At 57.3% G+C, this 20925-nt stretch carries 2 protein-coding genes; both read left to right on the top strand.

Annotated features, from left to right (window positions below; translation table 11 throughout):
* The first annotated feature begins 685 nt into the window (after nucleotides 1–685).
* Nucleotides 686–19219 carry an amino acid adenylation domain-containing protein gene (locus V3O24_RS03210; protein WP_331306173.1) on the top strand — a complete coding sequence of 6178 codons (18534 nt, stop codon included), beginning with the start codon at nucleotides 686–688 and terminating at the stop codon, nucleotides 19217–19219.
* On the top strand, nucleotides 19197–20903 hold the full coding sequence (locus V3O24_RS03205) for a carboxylesterase family protein (RefSeq protein ID WP_331306172.1): 1707 nt from the start codon (nucleotides 19197–19199) through the stop codon (nucleotides 20901–20903). Before V3O24_RS03210 ends, V3O24_RS03205 begins: the two co-directional genes overlap by 23 nt.
* Nucleotides 20904–20925: the final 22 nt, after the last annotated feature.

The following is a 20925-nucleotide window of genomic DNA, read 5'->3' as shown; positions in this document are numbered from 1 at the left end:
ATTTATACTGCACAGTTGTTAATCGTTGGGACGAAAGTGGGGGTGTGTTGACTTTAGAAAGTGATACCCTCGCCCCGTCGTATCAACGCAGTTATACGACGGGGCGAGGGTATCACTTTTAAGAAGAAACAACAACATAAGACCTCTTTTGTTTCAATCGATTAGCGTATCTATGGGGTATAAATGTTGGCTAACGTAATATATACGATACCATTTGTCGTATAAAAAAATCGTATTGTCGTATAATCATTTTTGATTAAAGTTATCTTATTGTTTTCAATGATTAGATTGTAAGGTAAGGCGACATATCATGCAAACAAATACGACATCAGCGCAATCCACTTCTTCCACCATTTGCAGTTTTCAGTATTTCATTAGCACCGGAAACGGGTGCGGTGCCCCCAGCTTGGCTTTGTGCTTCTCTATTAACTTCGTTATCTAAAATCAGCGTTCCCCGGAAAATTCGGTTGAGCATTTCAATTGGGCTGTCTTATTTTCGTTGCAACAAAGATAAGACCGGATAATGGCTCGCTAACGATCGGACGAACGCGGTTACAGGGTGTTGCGGCAATCCTTCATTAGTGCTCTAATCCTTACCATTTGAAATTGTTTGTAACTACCCGGCAAAAAATAGGACGCTGATTGATATGATGGGATTTCTGAAATTGTCTGACCGAGGCGACGAATGACGGACAAGAGTTCGCAAGACCTGGACGCTCTAATGCAGCAGTTTCTGGATGACGAGCTGGTAGAGGCCGCAAAAGAGCAGGCGCAGCCGGAGTGTTCGCGCGCGCGCCGGCAACCGCAACCATCTAATGCCGACAGGCAGAAACAGCCTGGGCCTGCACCTGTGAGCGCGGTAGACGCAGCCACCCTTCGGCAAACCGGATCGCCCGATACCGCCAATGCAACGCCGCTTCAATTCAGGCAGGAAATTGCCCACATTGCGTCAACGGTGCTGAAGATTCCGCCGGACAGGCTGGATGTCAGGGAAAACATGTCCCGCTACGGCGTCGATTCGATCATCGTCACCGAAATCATGAAGCGCATTTCAGACCTGCTGGACTTGCCGATTGCGCCGACTGTTTTTTTCGAGGCCCGGCATCTGGACGAATTGGCCGACATTTTGTATCAGCGTTACCGCAAGACGATCGAGAAGCGGTTGCTGAACGAAGATGTTCAGCCGGTCGATATGGTGTCGCACGATGCCGGTTCTGTTCGGTCGGTTGGCGCGGCCGACATCGGCAGCGCCGAAATCGATTCCGAGGTTAAAAGCTGGATCAGCAAATTCCGGGCCAGCGTTGGGTCGCATGCTCCTGCCGTTGAAGAAACGGAATACCGGGAAACGCCGGAAAATGTTCGCAGCTCCGGCGAAACCGGCTACGAACCGGTCGCTATTATCGCAATGGAAGGCATATTCCCGGACAGCGCGAATTTGCAGGAATTCGAAAAACACTTGCGCGATGGCGACGACTGCATCAGCGAAATCCCCGCCGACCGATGGGATTGGCAGCAGGTTTACGGCGACCCCAAACAGGGCGAATTCACCAAGGTCAAATACGGCGGTTTTGCGCCGGATATCGACAAGTTCGATCCGCTGTTTTTCGGCATGTCGCCCAGGGAAGCGGAATTGATGGACCCGCAACACCGCCTGTTTATCCAGTGCGTGTGGAAACTGATCGAGTCGGCCGGTTACGCGCCGAAACCCCTTTCCGGCCGCAAAATCGGCCTGTTCATGGGCATCAATTTACAGGATTATGCGCACCTGATCGACCGTGCCGGCGCGATGGAGGCGCTGCACCTGACCAGTCTCGGACACATGTTCTGCCCCAACCGGCTGTCCTTCTTCCTCGACATACACGGCCCTAGCCAGGTCATCGACACCGCCTGCTCGAGTTCGCTGGTGGCGCTGCACCGGGCGGTGTTGAGCATTCAGCACGAAGGCTGCGAAATGGCGATAGCGGGCGGGGCGAACCTGTTGATTTCGCCGGACATGCACATCATGTACAGCAAGGTCGGCATGATCTGCGAGGACGGCCGCTGCAAAACCTTTTCCGGGCAGGCCAACGGCTATGTGCGCAGCGACGGCGTCGGCGCGGTGCTGCTGAAATCGTTGAAACGGGCCGAGCGGGACGGCGACACCATCCTGGCCGTGATCCGGGGGTCCGCCGAAAATCACGGCGGCATGTCCACCTCGCTGACCGCGCCGAATCCGAAAGCGCAGGCCAGCCTGATTGTCGAGGCGCATCAAAAGGCCAACATCGATCCGCGCAGCATCGGCTATATCGAATGCCACGGCACCGGCACTTCGCTGGGCGACCCGATCGAGATAAACGGCCTGAAAATGGCGTTCGAGCAGCTGCACCGAAGCTCCGGCGTTGCGATGCCGGATACTGCCTATTGCGGCCTGGGTTCGGTCAAGTCGAATATCGGCCATGCCGAAACCGCAGCCGGTATCGCCGGGGTTATCAAGGCGGTGCTGGCGCTCAGGAATAAGAGGCTGTACCGGAGTCTGCACTGCGAGGCCGTCAACCCGATGATAGAGCTGGAGCAGTCGCCGTTTTTCATCTTGCAGCAGGGGCGGCCCTGGCAGCGATCAGTCATCGACGGCAACGAGCAGCCAAGACGCGCAGGCGTCAGTTCATTCGGCGCAGGCGGCTCCAATGCGCATGTGGTGATTGAGGAATATAGCGAAAAACCGTTGCCGCCGGTGCAAAGATCGGCACCTGCGCTGATCCTGTTGTCGGCCAAGAACGAAGCCCGGCTTGGCGATGTTGTCGAAAACCTGCTTGGCTTCCTGAACGGGATGCCGGAGTCGGAAACGCCGGATATAGCGGATATCGCCTTTACCTTGCAGGTTGGGCGCGAGGCCATGGCCGAACGGCTGGCTGTTATCGCGGATTCGGTTGCCGAATTAAAGATAAAGCTCAGCCGGATGGAAGCTGCCGATTGCTACAAAGGCACGGTCAAACGCAACAAGGCGTTGCATGAGGATGACACCTTAGCGCCAACGCTTAGACAATGCTTTGCCGAGGGCGATGTCCGGCAACTGGCCGAGCTGTGGGCCAAGGGCGTCAATATCGACTGGCAAGCGCTGTATGCCGAAACAGCGCTTGCCGGTAGACGGCCGCGCCGGGTTACTCTGCCTTCGTACCCGTTCGCCAGACAGCGTTACTGGCTGCCGGAAACCGGCGGCAACAGGCGCATCGGTCAGGCTCCCGCGCAACTGCATCCGTTGCTGCACCAGAACACTTCGGACCTGTCCGAGCAGCGCTTCAGTTCCGTGTTTAGCGGCAACGAGTTTTTTCTGGCCGACCATGTGGTGATGGGCGAGAAGGTGCTGCCCGGCGTCGCCTACCTGGAAATGGCGCGGGCGGCGATAAAGCAGGTCAGCGCGGAGGCGGACGGCAACCCGGTGAATATCCGGCTGAAAAACGTGGTCTGGGCCAGGCCGTTCGTACTCGGCAATCAACCGACGCCGCTGCATATCGGCCTTTATCCCGAGCAACATAATCAAATCGCCTACCGGATTTACAGCAAAACCGGTGACTCGGTTGTTTTGCACAGCCAGGGCACGGCGGTGGTGCAAGCGGAACCGTCTTCCGACGCTGCTGTGGAAAAGCTCGACTTGTCCGCGTTGCGGGAAAAAATGACCGAGCGGAACAGTCTCGACGCCAAGCAATGCTATGACGCGTTCAGGGTCATGGGCATAGCATACGGGCCGGGGCATCAGGGGCTGGAAACGGTTTATTATTCCGCTCCCGAAAGCAACGCGGCAACGCCCCAGGTACTGGCAAAACTGGCCTTGCCCGACTGCGTGGAAGGCGAAGCGGCGCAATTCGTGCTTCATCCGGGCTTGATAGACTCCGGTCTGCAAGCCTGTATCGGACTGATGGCCGGTTCCGGTCATGCGCTGCCGACAGGCGCGGCAAGCGGCGCGTCAAAGACAGCGGCGTCGCTGCCTTTTGCGCTGGATGAACTCACCTTGCCGGCCCAGCCGTCGGCAACGATGTGGGCGTGGATACGCTACGCCGACGGCAGTTCGCCGACCGGCAAAGTGCAAAAACTGAATATCGACTTGTGCGACGAGCAAGGGCGTATTTGCGTCCGCATGAAGGGGTTTTCCTCCCGCACCGTAGAACAAAAACAACCGTCCGAAACCAGCGACATGTTGATGTGCAAGCCGGTATGGACGGATCAGGCTATAGCTCACGATACGGACAGCTTGGCCTGGGGGCAGCATCTGGTCGTGCTGTGCGATTTGGATAGGTGCTTTGCCGACTCAACTGAGCAGGACATTGCGGCACGGATTCTAGGAGCGTCCTGCACGCGGCTGAATCTGAACAGCGCTATCGAGGACAGCTACAAGGATGCTGCTATTCAGGTTTTCGAGATGATCAAGCAGGCTTTTGCCCGGAAAACTACCGGTAATACGCTGCTTCAGGTGCTGGTTCCGGGACGCGGGAAAGGCATGCTGCTGGGCGGCTTGTCCGGGCTGCTGAAAACCGCAAGCCGGGAGAATGCAAGATTTTTCGGGCAACTGATAGAGCTGGACACCGGTGAAACCGGGAACGGACTGGCGGCAAAAATCATCGAAGGCAGCCGGATGTCGGAGCAGGCCCAAATTCGCTACAGCGGCAGAGTGCCTCAGGTGTTGAGCTGGCAGGAAGCGGATATTGCAACGTCGTCTGTCGTGCCGTGGAAAGATAACGGCATCTACCTGATTACCGGCGGCAGCGGCGGGTTGGGGCTTTTGTTTGCAAAGCAAATTGCCCAACATGCCAAAAACGCGACGGTGGTTTTGTGCGGGCGTTCGGCATTAAGTCCGCAAAAACAAGCGCAGATCGACCGGTTGTCCTCATCCGGCGTAAACGCCGAATACCGGCAACTGGATGTCGGCAGGCGGCAGGACGTGGATGATTTGGTCGCTAGGCTGCTCGATGCGCACGGCCGTATCGACGGCATTTTGCACTGCGCGGGCTTGCTTCGGGATAATTTCATTCAAAAAAAATCGGCGCAGGAATTTACCGAAGTCCTGGCTCCGAAAGTGGCCGGAACCCTGCATCTGGATAAGGCCACTGAAAATATCGATCTGGATTTCTTGGCTTTATTTTCATCGGCTGCCGGAGCCTGGGGCAGCGCCGGGCAGGCCGACTATGCGGCCGCCAATGCGTTTATGGACGTTTTTGCAGCGTATCGCAACGAACAAGTCAAGGATGGGCAGCGGCGCGGCCATACGCTTTCAATCAATTGGCCGCTGTGGGCGGACGGCGGCATGCGCATGGAAGCGTCTGCGGAAGCCATGATGCAGCAGACCACGGGCATGGTCGCGTTACCGGCCGAAAACGGCATTGACGCATTCAACCGGATTATGGCGTCCGGCGCAGCACAGATGATGGTCATGCAGGGTTCGCCCGTTCGCATCCGGCGACTGTTGGTCATGCCGGAAAAAACTGTCAAAAAGATTACGCCGGACAGGAATGATGACATTGCGACCGGCCCGCAAATCGATACCGGCGAGCTGCAAGCCAAAATCCGGCAAATGCTGTTGCAGGCCGTAGCGAAACTGATGAAGTTTGAGCCGGACGATTTGGACGCGGATGCCGAGTTCAGCGATTACGGCTTTGACTCGATCACGCTGACCGATTTTTCCAACAGGCTGAATCAGCAATACCAACTGGAACTGACGCCGACGATTTTCTTTGAATATCCGACCATCGCCGATTTTGCCGACTGGCTGGCTTCGGAATATCCATCCGTGTTTGCAGAGGCGTTCGGCTTGCAGGCGAGACCTGGGCAAATCAGGCGCGGCGAAGCTGATCAAGAACCTTTAGCCGATCCGGTTGAAACACTTTTCCAGCCGCATGCGCGTTTTGCAAATACCGAAACGGTAGCCGAACCGCAAAAAGACGCCGACAAAGCGGTTGCGATCATCGGCATCAGCGGCCGCTTTCCGATGGCGAACGATCTCGACCAGTTCTGGAACAATCTGCTGTACGGGAAAGACTGCATCAGCGAGATCCCGGAAGACCGCTGGGACTGGCGGGCCTTATACGGCGACCCCGCGACCGAGGCGAACAAAACCAATATCAAATGGGGCGGTTTTATCGACGGCGTCGGCAATTTCGACGCGCGGTTTTTCGGCATTTCGCCCAGGGAAGCCGAATTGATGGACCCGCAGCAGCGCCTGTTGATGCAGTATGTCTGGAAAGCGATAGAAGACGCGGGCTATTCGGCCGCCAGTCTGTCGGGCAGCAATACCGCGATATTCATCGGCACGGCGTCCAGCGGCTATGGCGAACTGATGGCCAAAAGCGGTTCGGCCATCGAAAGCTACAGTTCGACCGGCGTGGTCGGCTCGGTAGGGCCGAACCGGATGAGTTACTTTCTGAATCTTCACGGCCCGAGCGAGCCGGTCGAGACCGCGTGTTCGAGCTCATTGGTGGCGATTCACCGCGCACTTGCGGCCATCGCGAACGGCGACTGCGACCAAGCCATCGTCGGCGGCATTAACCTGATCATCAGCCCGGAAACGCAGATCAGTTTCAACAAGGCGGGCATGCTTTGTGAAGATGGGCGCTGCAAAACTTTTTCCAGCCAGGCCAACGGTTATGTGCGCGGCGAAGGCGTCGGCATGCTGTTTTTGAAGAAACTGACAGCGGCGGAGCAGGCGGGCGATCATATTTACGGGGTCATTCGCGGCAGCGCCGAGAACCACGGCGGCCGGGGCAATTCGCTGACCGCGCCGAACCCGAAAGCGCAGGCGGAACTGCTGAAGGCGGCCTACGCCAGGGCGGGCATCGATCCGCGCACGGTCAGCTATATCGAGGCGCACGGCACCGGCACCGAGCTTGGCGATCCGATCGAAATCAACGGGCTGAAAACCGCATTCAGGGACTTGTATCAGGCCACCGGCACGCCTGAAATTGCCGCCGCGCATTGCGGGCTGGGATCGGTCAAGACCAATATCGGTCACTTGGAGCTGGCGGCCGGGGTTGCCGGGGTCATCAAGGTGCTGCTGCAACTTAAACACAAAACGCTGGTCAAGAGTCTGCATTGCGATGAAGTGAACCCCTATATCCAATTGCAGGACAGCCCGTTTTACCTGGTCCGGGATAACCGGGACTGGACGCCGCTGCGCGACCGAGACGGGCTCGAACTACCAAGGCGTGCGGGCGTCAGCTCGTTCGGTTTCGGCGGCGTCAATGCGCATATCGTGATCGAGGAATATCGGCAGGGCGCGGACGCGGCGGATGCCGCAGAGCCGGAGCCGCCCAGTCTGGTGCTGCTGTCGGCGAAAAATCAGGACAGACTGAAAGCTTACGCCGAAGAATTGCTGGGCTTTATAGAGGCAGGCACCGTAGCGGATAATCGAAACTCGGGCCACGCGCGGCAAGTTCTGTCGCACACCGTTCGCGCCCTGGTTGCGGACATATTGCAGACAGACCCGAACGAAATCGAACCGACGCAGGCGCTGGACGATTACGGCTTCGATCCTGTGCATAGAACGATGCTGCTGGCGAGGCTGCAACAGGCGTTCGGGCTTGAAATCGAGGCTGGAGCGGTTCTCGATAACCACTCCGTTGCGGCAATGGCTGCGGGCGTTCTGGAAAAACATCCTGTGTTGCATGACCGGCTGAACCGGGAAGCGGCGTTAGAGTCGGAACAAACGAGTGCGGAAGGCGAGAAGCAGTATGGTTTCAGGCTGGCCGATCTTGCCTATACGCTACAGGTCGGCCGGGAGCCGATGGAAGAGCGCTTTGCCGTTATCGCCGCTTCCATCGAAGAGCTTGAAGACAAACTGCGCGCCTTTATCGAAGGGCGGACCGATGCGGTCAATGACCTGTATTTGGGGCAGGTTAAGCAGCACAAGCATATTTTGGCCGCCTTCACAGCGGATGAGGAGTTGCAGGAAGCGCTGGAAAAATGGATGCAGCGCGGGAAATTCTCCAAATTGCTGGACATGTGGGTCAAAGGGCTGAACCTTGACTGGGAAAAGCTGTACGGCGAAGCGAAACCGTATTCTAACAAACCCCGCAGGATTTCCGCGCCGGGTTATCCTTTTGCCGAACAACGGTACTGGATGGAAGCGCGAGCCGGAAGTGCGCCGAATCAGGCGGGCGCTTCCGCGCAGCTGCATCCTCTGGTGCATCAAAACGTATCGACGTTGCAGCAGGTAGGGTTTGCCACCGCATTGACCGGAAACGAGTTTTTCCTGGCGGATCACCGGGTGCAGGGGCAAAAAGTGCTGCCGGGCGTGGCCTATCTTGAGATGGCTCGCGCGGCGGCGACGATTGCGGCGGGGCGGGAGCGCGAGCCGAAGACGCCATTCCGGCTGGAGGATGTGGTCTGGCTCAGGCCGGTGGTCGTCAATCAGCCTCAGAGTATCGGGATCGAGCTGACGGCCGGTGCGGACGGCGCTATCGGCTTTCAGGTCTTCAGCCAAACTGCAACCGGCGGCTCGGCTGAACCGGGCAGGCTTGTTCACAGCCAGGGCATTGTTTCGTTTAAGCCCGCAGTCAATCCGTCCAGGCTCGATCCGGGCGCAATGCCGGCGCAAGCGGGCATGAGTCGGTTTGATGCTGCGCAATGCTACCCGCTGTTCAGCGCGCTGGGGCTTGATTACGGCCCCGGACATCAGGGGATCTCTGAGCTGTATGCAGGAAACGGTCAGGTATTGGCTAGGCTCGTGCTGCCTGAATCGGTGCAGCATACGCTGGATCAGTATGTGCTGCATCCCAGCCTGATGGATTCCGCGCTGCAAGCGTCCATCGGCTTGGGCATGACTGCCGAAACAACAGCGCCGTCAGGCGAGCGCTTAAAACCGGCGCTGCCGTTTGCACTGGAAACGGTTGATGTGTTCGGCGCCTGCGCCGGTTCGATGTGGGCCTGGGTGCGCCGCTCCAATGGCAGCTCGGCCGGTGACCGGGTGCAGAAGCTCGATATAGACCTGTGCAACGATCAGGGACAGGTTTGCGTACAGATCAAGGGCTTTTCCTCGCGCCTGTTGGACACCGATGGAGCCGATTCGACAGCGAAGCCTGCCGACACAATATCGCCAATAACCGGTCATAAACCGTCGGCGCCGGTTGACGCCGCCGAACTCAGGAATCAAACAATCGACTATTTCAAGCAACTGCTTTCGTCAACGCTCAAGTATCCGGTCAGCGAGATCAGGACGGACGAATCGCTGGATTTCTACGGCATAGATTCGATGATGGTGATGGAGTTGACCGCTGCGCTGGAAAAGCCTTTTGGCCCGTTATCGAAGACATTGTTTTTCGAGTACCAGACGCTGGCCGAGCTGGTCGATTATTTCCTGGAGGCGCAGCGGTCGAACTTACTGAAACTGTTCGGTGCCGATAAACCGGACGTCGCTGTCGCCGCATTGGCCGATCATGCGCCTGCGCAATCGGTCAAAACCGAATTCAAGCCGGCTCCTGCGGCAAATGCCGCTACGCTTACCCCGGCAAAACCCAATGCCGGGGCTCTGGATATTGCGGTTGTCGGCCTGTCGGGACGTTATCCTCAGGCGAGGGATATTGAGGAGTTTTGGCGCAATCTGCGCGACGGCAGGAACTGCATTACCGAAGTACCCGACGACCGCTGGGACTGGCATGCCTATTACAGCGAGGATCGCAGCCAGCCGGGGCGGCATTCCAGTAAATGGGGTGGCTTTATCGCCGATGTCGATAAATTCGATCCGCTGTTCTTCAATATTTCGCCGCGCGAAGCCGAATATATGGATCCGCAGGAACGGCTGTTTCTGGAACACGCTTGGATGGCGATGGAAGATGCCGGGTACCGGCGCGAGGATCTGCAAAAGCCGCTTACAGGTTCGTTGAATGACGACGATATGCCTGCCCAGGTCGGCGTTTATGCCGGCGTCATGTACGGGGAGTACCAGTTGCTGGGGCTTGAAGGTAGCTTGAGCGGCAAGAACACCCTGTCGGCCAGCTTTTACGCCAGCGTCGCCAACCGCGTGTCCTATTTTCTGAACCTGCACGGCCCCAGCATGACTGTCGACACCATGTGTTCCAGCTCGCTGACGGCAATACATCTGGCCTGCCAGGACCTGAAGCTGGGACGCACCGACATGGCTCTGGCCGGTGGCGTTAACATCAGCATTCACCCGAATAAATACAGTATCCTCAGCACGGGACAGTACATTTCCAGCCGCGGACAGTGCGAAAGCTTCGGTTCCGGCGGCGACGGCTATGTTCCGGGCGAGGGCGTCGGCGTCGTGGTGCTGAAACGGCTGGCCGATGCCGAACGCGACGGCGATCATATTTACGGCGTGATTAAGAGCAGCGCGTTGAATCACGGCGGCAAAACCCACGGTTACAGCGTGCCGAACCCCAATGCGCAGCAAATGGCGATCAGCCGGGCCTTGCGCGAAGCTGACATAGACCCCAGGGCGATCAATTACATCGAAGCGCACGGCACCGGCACCAAGCTCGGCGACCCGATAGAAATTACCGGCTTGAGCAAAGCATTCGGCAAATATACCGCTCCGGGCTACAGTTGCTGGATCGGTTCGGCCAAGTCCAATATCGGCCATGCCGAATCGGCGGCCGGTATAGCCGGACTGACCAAGGTATTGCTGCAAATGCGCGAAGGCCGGATTGCGCCGTCGCTGCACTCTGAAACACTGAATCCCAATATCGATTTTTCGGCTACGCCGTTCCAGGTGAATCAGCAGTTGCGCGAATGGCAACGCCCGGTGATCGACGGCAGGATTCAACATCGTACCGCCGGCGTTTCTTCATACGGCGCCGGCGGCTCCAATGCCCATATGGTCATCGAAGAATATATCGGGCCGGAAAGCGTCGTTGCGGCGCGGCCGTCTGACGCGCCTTGCGCTTTTGTGCTGTCTGCCAAGACAGAACAGCAGCTCGGGCAATATGCCGAAAGTCTTGTGCAGTTTGTGCGTCGGCAGTCGGATGCGAATGTCGAACTGTCGCTGCCGGATATGGCTTTTACCCTGCAAATCGGGCGGGAGGCCATGCAGCAACGGCTGGGCCTTATCGCCGGGTCGGCGCAGGAATTGGCCGAAAAACTGAGCCGGTTTTTGCAGGGTGATTACGATGGGCTTTATCTTGGCCGGGCCAGATATAGCAATCAAACAGAATCTTTGGCCGGGCAGGATCATCAAACCATCGCCGAGCTGCTGGCGAACTGGGTTAAGGGAGCCGGTGTCGATTGGCATCAATTATATGTTGGCAACGCCAGACCGCCAAAGCGCATCAGTCTGCCGACCTATCCGTTTGCCAGGGAACGTTACTGGCTGGAACTGCCCGAAAAGTCGAGACGACCGGCAACTGCCGAAACGGTTGGCAGTCCGGCAGGAAATGCCGATACGTTGATGCTATACCCGGTCTGGAAAGATCAATTCGCCCGGAAAACGCCTGTTGAAGCCGAATATGCCGAACGCAGGATTTTATTCAGCGGCCCGGTGATTGAAATCCCCGGCGCTGTCTGTTTGCCGCTGCATTCCGACAGCCGCGAAACGGATAGCTGTTTTAACGATTATGCCGTTCAGGTATTCGAGCAGGTCAAGGAACTGCTCGGACGTAAACCGGCAGGGCGGGTCTTGTTGCAGATTGTGACCGGTACCGGGGATCAATCGTCCGGTTGCCCCGAGCCGTTACTAGGCGCTCTGGCGGCGATGCTGAAAACGGCGCAAATGGAAAATCCGCAGTTTACCGGTCAGTTGATCGAGCTGGATGCGTCCGGCGCTATGCTGCAACCGGCTGAACTGGCCGCCATGCTGCACGAAAACGGGCAGATCCCGGCCGATCAGCATGTCCGCTACAGCCGGGGAAAACGGCAGGTCATGACCTGGGCCGAGCTGGATGGCGTTCAACAAGCCATGCCGGTATGGAAACAGGGCGGCGTTTACCTGATTACCGGCGGGGCGGGCGGGCTGGGATTGATTTTTGCGCGGGAAATTGTCCGTCAGGTCAATGACGTAAGCTTGATTCTGACCGGGCGCTCGGAGCTGGATGATGCGCGCCGGGCGAGTATCGAAGCGTTGCAAGCCTCGGGCGCGAAGGTTGAATACCGCATCGTCGATGTCAGCGACAAACAGGCGGTGACCGGCCTGGTCCAGTCTTGCGAAAGTTCATTGAACGGCATTATCCACAGCGCAGGTATTATTCGGGATAATTTTATCTTCAAAAAAACCGCTACGGAATTGCAGGATGTGCTTGCCGCGAAGGTTTCCGGCGTCGTCAACCTGGATCAGGCCAGCCGATCCGTCAATCTGGACTTTTTCATCCTGTTTTCGTCGCTGGCCGGGGCCGCCGGAAATCCCGGCCAGTCCGATTATGCAACCGCCAATGCGTTTATGGACGCCTATGCGGCCTACCGCAATCGGTTGGCGTCAAAGCAATCCGGCCAAGCCGGCGCGATGCGGCCTAAAGGCCATACGTTGTCGATCAACTGGCCGTTGTGGCAACAGGGCGGCATGGACATCGATCCGCAGAGCAAAGAGATGATGTGGCGAACTGTCGGGCTAAAACCGATGCAGACGCAGGCCGGTATTGACGCGTTGTACCGGAGTCTGGCTTCCGGTAAAGATCGGGTCATGGCGCTGGAAGGCGATGTCCCCCGGTTGCGGCAGCTTTTTCTTGATCAGCAGCGCGAACCGGCAAGCAACGAGCCTGCGGCTGAGGCGGTTCAACCATCCGATCCGCAGCAATTACAGGCTAAAGTCGAAGACTTGATTGCGACGTTGCTTTCCGAAATGCTGAAGCTGCCGCCTCACCGCATCGAAGTCGATGTGCCGATAGAGCAGTACGGCGTCGATTCGGTGTCGATGATGAAACTGACCGGCGAACTGGAAAAAGTTTTCGGCCCGTTGCCTAAAACCCTGTTTTTTGAATACCCGAGCATTGACGCCGTCGGCGCTTATTTTGTCGATACGTTTCCGCAGCAGTTGACGGCGATGATTGAGCCGACGCCCGCAATCGTTGAAAAACAGGAGGCTGTCGCCGAACAGCCTGAGGCAGCCAAAGCCGCCGTTACGGAAAGCGCAGTGCAAACCGGCCTCTACGATGTAGCCGTGATCGGCATGTCCGGGCGCTTTCCGCAGGCGAACGACCTGGACCGGTTCTGGCAAAATTTGGCGGTGGGCAAAGATTGCATTACCGAGATTCCCGAGCAGCGCTGGGATCACCGACAGTATTTCGATCCCGACAGAACCAAGCCCGGTAAAAGTTACTGCAAATGGGGCGGTTTTCTGGACGATGTGGCCGGATTCGACCCGCTGTTTTTTAAAATATCGCCCAGGGAAGCCGAGTTGCTGGACCCGCAGGAGCGGCTGTTTCTGGAAACGGTATGGAATCTGCTTGAATCCGCCGGGTATCAGGGCGAGACATTGCAGCGTCTTTGCCAGTCGCGGGTCGGTGTTTTTGCCGGATCGATGACGCAGCAGTATCACGCGTTTGAATCGGATCTGGTTCGCGAGTCCGTCGTTGCGCTGTCATCGCACAGTTCCATCGCCAACCGGGTTTCCTATTTTTTCAATTTTCAGGGCCCCAGCATTGCGATTGATACGATGTGTTCATCGGCGCTGGTTGCCGTACACATGGCCTGCGACAGCCTGCTGAAAGGCGAGTGCAAAATCGCCGTTGCCGGCGGCGTCAACCTGACGATTCATCCTAAAAAATATATCGGCTTGTCCGCAGGACAGATCATCGGCAGCCACCCGGACAGCACCAGTTTCGGCGATGGCGACGGCTATCTTCCGGCTGAAGCGGTCGGCGCGGTGCTGCTGAAACCGCTGAAGGATGCGATTGCCGACAACGATAATATTCTGGCCGTGATTAAATCGACGGCGATCAATCACTGCGGGCAGTCCAACGGTTATTCGGTGCCCAGCGCATCGGCCCAGGCCGATTTGATTGCGGGCAATTTCGCCAGGGCGGGTATCGATCCGCGCACCGTCAGTTATGTCGAGTCGGCGGCCAACGGTTCGCCGCTGGGCGATGCGATCGAGCTTAGCGCGTTGACTGCGGGTTTTCGCAAATACACGGACGAGCGGCAGTTCTGCGCGATCGGCGCGGTCAAGTCCAATATCGGCCATGCCGAGGCGGCATCGGGCATGTCGCAACTGATCAAGGTGCTTTTGCAACTGCAACACCGGCAGTTGGCGCCGACTATCAAGGCGCAGCCGCTTAACCCGAATATAAGCTTCGAGCAAACCCCGTTTCATCTACAGCGGCGGCTTGAACAATGGCACAGGCCGGAAGTTGCGCTGGATGGCGGTCAACGCCGCGAATATCCGCGGCGGGCGACAGTCAGTTCATTCGGCGCGGGCGGTTCCAACGCGCACCTGATCGTCGAGGAATATCAAGCGGTCAGGCAACAAAGCCGGGAAACCGGCGCTCCGCAGCTGATGCTGTTCTCGGCCAAGACAGCCGTGCAGCTCCGGGCGGTTGTCCGGCAGATGCTGGCGTTTATCGGACAGCAGCCGGAATTGTCGCTGGCGAATCTGGCCTATACGCTGCAAACCGGGCGGGAAGCGATGGAATACCGGATGGCGTTGGTGGTCGATGGGCGGGAGCCACTGATTCAGGGCTTGCGGGCATATTTGCAAAGCAGCGAAGCGGCGGAAAACATCTTTACCGGCGATCACGAGCAGGACAATTCCGATGTCAGGCAGCTGCTGTCAGGTAAAACCGGGCAGTCGATGCTACAGATACTGCTGGCTGAAAAGGATCTAGAAAAATTGGCGCTGTACTGGGTTAAGGGCGTCAAGATCGCATGGCAGGGAATGTATCACGGCGAGACCTTAAGCAGAATCGCTTTGCCGACCTATCCGTTCGAGCGGAAAAGCTATTGGCTGGGCGGAAAAACGGTATCCGGCGATGCGCCTCTGCCTGCGTCCGATTCGGATATGCCGTTTGTGATCGATACGCAGCAATCGATGCGCGATAACATGGAGCGCTATTTGGCGCACAGCTTGAGCCGGTCGCTTGACATCCCGGGCAATGACATCAGCATGAGCAAAAGCCTTCAGGATTATGGCGTCGACTCGATGTTTTCAATCAAATTGCAGCGCGGTTTTGAACAGGTCTTTGGGGTAAAGCTATCGGCAAGGGATCTGTCCACGCATGCCACACTGGCTTCGCTGGCCGAATTTGGCGAGGCGCAGCAGGTAAAAAAAAACGGCAGTGAATTAGCATCTGAGGATACGGCAAGCAAGCCCCAGCCTGCGATGTCGCCGCTATCCGAAGGCCAGAAAGGGCTGTGGTTGCTGCATCAATTGGCCCCGCAAATGAGCGCGTATAACATCCCTGTTGCGCTGCGGTTTCGCAGCGGGCTGGACATCGGCCTGTTCAGGCGGGCCTGCGAACTGATGCTGCAACGCTATCCTGTGCTGGGCTCGGTTTTCCGCCGGCACAACGGCGAGCTGTTCCAAACTTTGCCGAGTGACGCGCGGCTGTGCTTTACGCATGAAAATTCCGACGCCGAGGTCATCGAGCTGTTCAGGGAAAAGAGCAAGCAGCCGTTCGACCTGGAGCGCGGGCCGTTGTTCCGGGTGCATCTGCTGTCGCCGGTTTCCGCCGCAGACAGTTATGTGTTGATCACGGTTCACCATATCGTTTTTGACGGCAGCTCCGCCGTGTTGCTGGTTAAAGCCTTATTGGATACTTACCGGCAGTTGCTTGCCGGAACAGAACCCGAATATACGCAGGAAACCGGCTATAACGACTTCGTTCGCTGGCAACAGCATTTCATGGCCGGCGAACAAGCACAGATGCAATTGGATTACTGGAAAGCCCGGCTTTCCGGCGAGCTTCCCTCATTGTCGCTGCCTTGCGACTATCTCCGCCCTGCGGAACAGCGTTTTAACGGAGCCAGTTATGAATTGGCGCTGGCTTCGGACTTAACCGAAAAAATCAGGGAACTGGCAAAATCGCTACGGGTGAATTTGTCGGTGCTGTTTCTGGGGGTGTTGAACATGCTGCTGCACCGTTATTCCGGCGACGATGACATTTTGGTCGGCATGCCGACATCGGGCCGCCCGGAAAGCCGTTTCGATGATGTGGTGGGTTATTTCATCAACATGATCGTTATCCGTAGCCGAGTTTCGGGGCGGCAGAGCGTTGCCGAGTTTCTGAGCGAGTTGCAACTCATCGTTGCCGACGGACTGGATAATGCCGATTACCCGTTTCCGGCCTTGCTGAAAGAATTAAAAGCCGGTCGCGATCAGTCAAGGTCGCCGTTATTCCAGGTGATGTACGCCTATCAGAATTTTATTCAGCCGGATGATTTGACCGATTTGCATGGCGGCGCGCAATCGCCTTTACCGATAGAGTTTCTATCGGGGATTAACCAGGAAGGCAGCCATGATCTGGCGCTGGAAGTGTATCAGGGTAAAGAAAATTTTCAGCTGAAACTCGATTACAACACCGATTTATTCAGCGCCGACACGATCCGCCGGGCGATGGCGCATTACATCAATCTGTTGCGCTCGATAACGTCCAGCCCGGATACGGCGATTGCGGAGCATGCGCTGTTGTCGGAGGACGAGAAACAGCGGATTGTCTTTGATTGGAATGCCGATGCTCCCGAATACGCCAGCAGCCGCTCTATAGTCGAACTGTTTCAACGGCAGGCGCAACTGACTCCCGACAACACCGCGCTGCTGTTTGAGCATCAACCCTTAAGCTACCGGGAGCTGGACCTGTACAGTTCGAAACTGGCGAACTATTTGCTGGATCAGGGCGTGGCAGCGGGCGATCCGGTTGGCGTCTGCATGGGGCGCGGCCTGCAAATGGTTGCGGCTATGCTGGCTGTATTCAAAGCGGGCGCAGTTTATGTGCCTATAGCGCCGGATTATCCCGAACAGCGTATTCGCCATCTTTTGGATGACAGCAAAACAAAACTGCTGATGACCGAGGCAAAACTGCGCGGCAACATCCAGGCGCTGGCTTCCGCTTGCATCTGCGTTGCCGTCGATCAGGTATGGAATGAAATTTTGGCATCCGCTGCCGATTTGACGCCTCAGATAAGCCCGGAACAGGCCGCGTATGTCATTTACACCTCGGGTTCCACCGGCCTGCCTAAAGGTGTAACGATTGCTCACGGGGCGATCAGTCATCATTGCCAGGTCATGCGGGATTATTACCGGCTCACGCCGGAAGACAAGGTGCTGCAATTTGCGTCCGTGAACGTTGACGCATCGCTGGAGCAGCTGCTGCCGGGATTATTGACCGGCGCAACGGTGGTTATCCGGCCGGACGAACTCTGGTCGCCGCAGGCATTCAGGAACAATGTTTTGGAACTGGGCATCAGCGTGGCCGATGTGCCGCCGTCCTATCTGTACGAACTGCTGCTGGATACGCGGACTGACGCCGAATGGGCTGCGCTGCGCCCGTTAAGGCTGGTCATAACAGGCGGCGAGGCTCTGACGCCGGAAACGCTGAGCCTGTGGCGCAGCAGCCCGCTTCGCGGCTGCCGTCTGGTCAATGCCTATGGCCCGACCGAGACCACGATCACCAGCACGGTGTTTGAGACCGGCGCGAAAACGCCCGAGTCGGCTATTGCGGTCAATATTCCGATCGGCCGCCCGTTGGCAGGCGAAAGCGCCTATATTCTCGATGCTTACGGCCAGCCGGTTCCTGTCGGCGTGCCCGGCGAGTTGCATATCGGCGGCGCGGGGCTGGCTATAGGCTACCTGAACCAGCCCGAGCTGACCCGGCAAAAATTCATCGATAACCCGGTTAATCCAGGATCATTGGTGTACAAAACCGGGGACTTGGCGCGCTGGCTGGACGACGGCACGATAGCGTTTCTGGGGCGTCTGGATCATCAGGTCAAGATCAGGGGCTTTCGCGTCGAATGCGGCGAGATAGAAGCGGCGTTGCAGGATCTGGACTCGGTCAGGCAGGCGGTGGTGCTGGCCCGGCCGGTCAACGGCACTACGCAACTGGTCGCCTTTATCGTGCCGACCGAAGATCAAAATCCGCTCAGTAGCGCTGATTTGAAACAAGCGCTGGCGGCCCGGCTGCCGGACTATATGATTCCGGCCGTGTTTGTGCCGCTGGCGCAAATTCCTGTAACGCCCGGCGGCAAGGTGGATCGCGCCGCGTTAATGCAGTTGGATTCAGGCTCTGTTGAAAACCGCTGCCATGTTGCGCCGAGGACAGAGACCGAAGCCCAATTGGCTGAAATCTGGCGGCAGCTGCTGAATGTCGAGCGGGTAGGGGTGCATGATAATTTCTTCGATTTGGGCGGGCATTCGCTGCTGTCGGTCCGCCTGATGGCCGTTATTCATAAAAAACTGGGCCAGGAGCTGCCGCTGTCATCGCTGTTCCAGGCCCCGGACATTGCCGGGCAGGCAAAGCTTCTGCAACAAAAGCGGCAGCCCTGGACGCCGCTGGTGTGTTTGCAGCCCAACGGAGACATGGCGCCGCTGTTCTGCATTCATGCGGTGGCTGGAAATGTATTGTGTTACCAGGAACTGTCCCGGCACATCGGGCGGCAGCGCCCGTTTTACGGCTTGCAGGCCCCGGACATCGACAGCGGCGCGCATCCGGGCTGCATTGAAGAGCTGGCGGCGCTGTATATCGCCGCAATACGCAGCGTTCAGGCGCAGGGCCCTTATCATCTGGGCGGCTGGTCGATGGGCGGCGTGATTGCCTATGAAATGGCCGGACAGTTGCAGCAGGCCGGCGAGCAGGTCGGCACGCTGGCGCTGATAGAAAGCTATACGCCCGAGGCAGTACAGGCGTTTGAACGGGATTATCTCGATAAAAACCTGCTGCCCGGAGATGACGGCGAAACGCTGCTGTTAATGATGTTTGCCAGGGAACTGGGTCTGGACGATGCTGAAGCAATGCCGGACCAGGCAACGGCGGCATCCGGTTTAACCCGGCGTCTGAACGCACTGTTTAATCAGGCAAAACACGCCGGTTTGTTGCCGGAAGATATTGATTCGGCGCAGTTGCATCGGCTGTTTAGTGTATTTGAAGCCAATGTGAGGGCGATGAATCGCTATGTCCCCGGCCAATACCGGGGCGACGTCAGGCTGTTGCATGCCGGCAGTGCAAATCAAGAATATGCAAACGGCGGCTGGGCGGAGTTGATAAACGGCGATCTGAGTATCGAGGCCGTACCCGGAGATCATTACAGCATTCTCCGGCAACCGAATGTACAATTTCTAGCGGATAAATGGGGGGACTATGTTAATAAAAAAACTGGGTAAGCCGCACGCTACAGCGGCGGCAGTAGCGTTGCTTGTTTTGACAGCGCCGAACGTAACGGCGGCTCCGGCTTCAGCCTGCACGACCGGACTCGTTGAAAGCAAGGCCGGTCCGGTCTGCGGCAAGTCGGTGACTACGGATTCAGGCAAACAGGCCAATGCATTTTTAGGCATTCCGTTTGCCGAATCGACTGCCGGGGACAGACGCTGGAGGCCGCCGACAACCAAGCAGCCGTGGACGGAAACACTGGAGGCCGTGCAATACGGCCCGGTATGCCCGCAGTATGCAGTTCAGCCGACGGCTGCGGAGGAGGGCAAGCAACTCAGCCCAATTCATCACCGGAACGCCAAACCGGATAGCCGCAAATTGCTTGAGGCATCAGGCCAAAGTGAGGATTGCCTGTCGCTGAATATCTGGACACCCCCAGGCATAAAACCTGATGCAAAGCTTCCGGTCATGGTGTTTATTTATGGCGGCGGCTTTAGCGAGGGCGAAAGTTCCGACCCGCTGTATGACGGCAGTTTTTTGGCCGCAAACAAGAATGTCATCCTGGTCAGTTTTAACTACCGGCTTGGCGTACTCGGCTTTCTGGCGACGGACGAGCTGTCCGGGAACTACGGTTTCATGGATCAGCAGCTCGCGCTGTCCTGGGTACAGAACAGTATCCGGGACTTCGGCGGAGACCCCGGCAAGGTGACGATTTTCGGCGAGAGCGCAGGCGCGATGTCGGTGGGCCTGCATCTGTTTTCCGCGCCCGGCAGCGCCAAGTTGTTCCGGGCCGGGATTATGGAAAGCAATTTCCTGGCGTTGCCTTACAAACGGCTTGAGGATCAGGTCAATGTCGGCAATGTCTTTAAACAGGGCCTGAACTGCCGGGATTTGAAATGCCTGCAAAATACCGATGTAAACGACCTTCTGCTGGCGCAGGATGCGTTTATACCCAAGATGAGTACGGTGTTTTCAGGAGCCAAATATTACATCCCCTTTACGCCGGTGATTGATGGCGCGCTGCTGACCAAGCAGCCGGTTGTCGCCGCTGCCGAACGCCGGGCAAACAAGCCCATACTGCTGGGAACCAACAAAAACGAGTCTGTGCTGTTCGTCAACGGGCAGTCGATTACCCCGGCCGATTATTCCGCCTGGGCGGCGTCCTTGTTCGGCCTGGATTTCCAGAAAGCCATCGCCAAGTATCCGGCGCAGAACGACGGCAGCAACAGCGCGTTGTGGGCGCGCATTCAGACGGACAATTTCCTGCGTTGCAGTTCGCGTTATGTCGCAGCCACCGCCGCAGCGCCGGTCTATGCCTATCTGTTCAATCACCAGCCGTCGTTTCAAGTCTGGGGCGGCCCGGATTGTCGGGCCGACGACAATGTCTGTCATGGCGCGGAACTGCCATTTGTGTTCCATAGCGCCGATAAAATTGGCGGCCGCTTTACCGCCGAGGAAGAGGCGCTTTCAAATACGATAATCGATTATTGGGTCAATTTTGCAACCTATTTAAACCCGAATGGCGATCCGACGGCATCTCCGGCCGGCGTGAGCTGGCCGCAGTTCAGCAAGCACAAAAAGGATTATCTGGAACTGAATGCACCTGCGGTGTCCGTACAGAACGATCCCTACCGTGAAATCTGCGATTTCTGGGACGGTATCGGCTATAACCTGGTTGAGCCGTGGATTAGAAGGTAAAAAACACGGCAACGCAAATATG

The organism is Methylobacter sp. Wu8 (assembly GCF_036440755.1).
Taxonomy (GTDB): domain Bacteria; phylum Pseudomonadota; class Gammaproteobacteria; order Methylococcales; family Methylomonadaceae; genus Methylobacter_A; species Methylobacter_A tundripaludum_A.
Note: the sequence above shows the minus strand (reverse complement) of the source record. Positions and strands in the feature narration are given on the sequence as shown.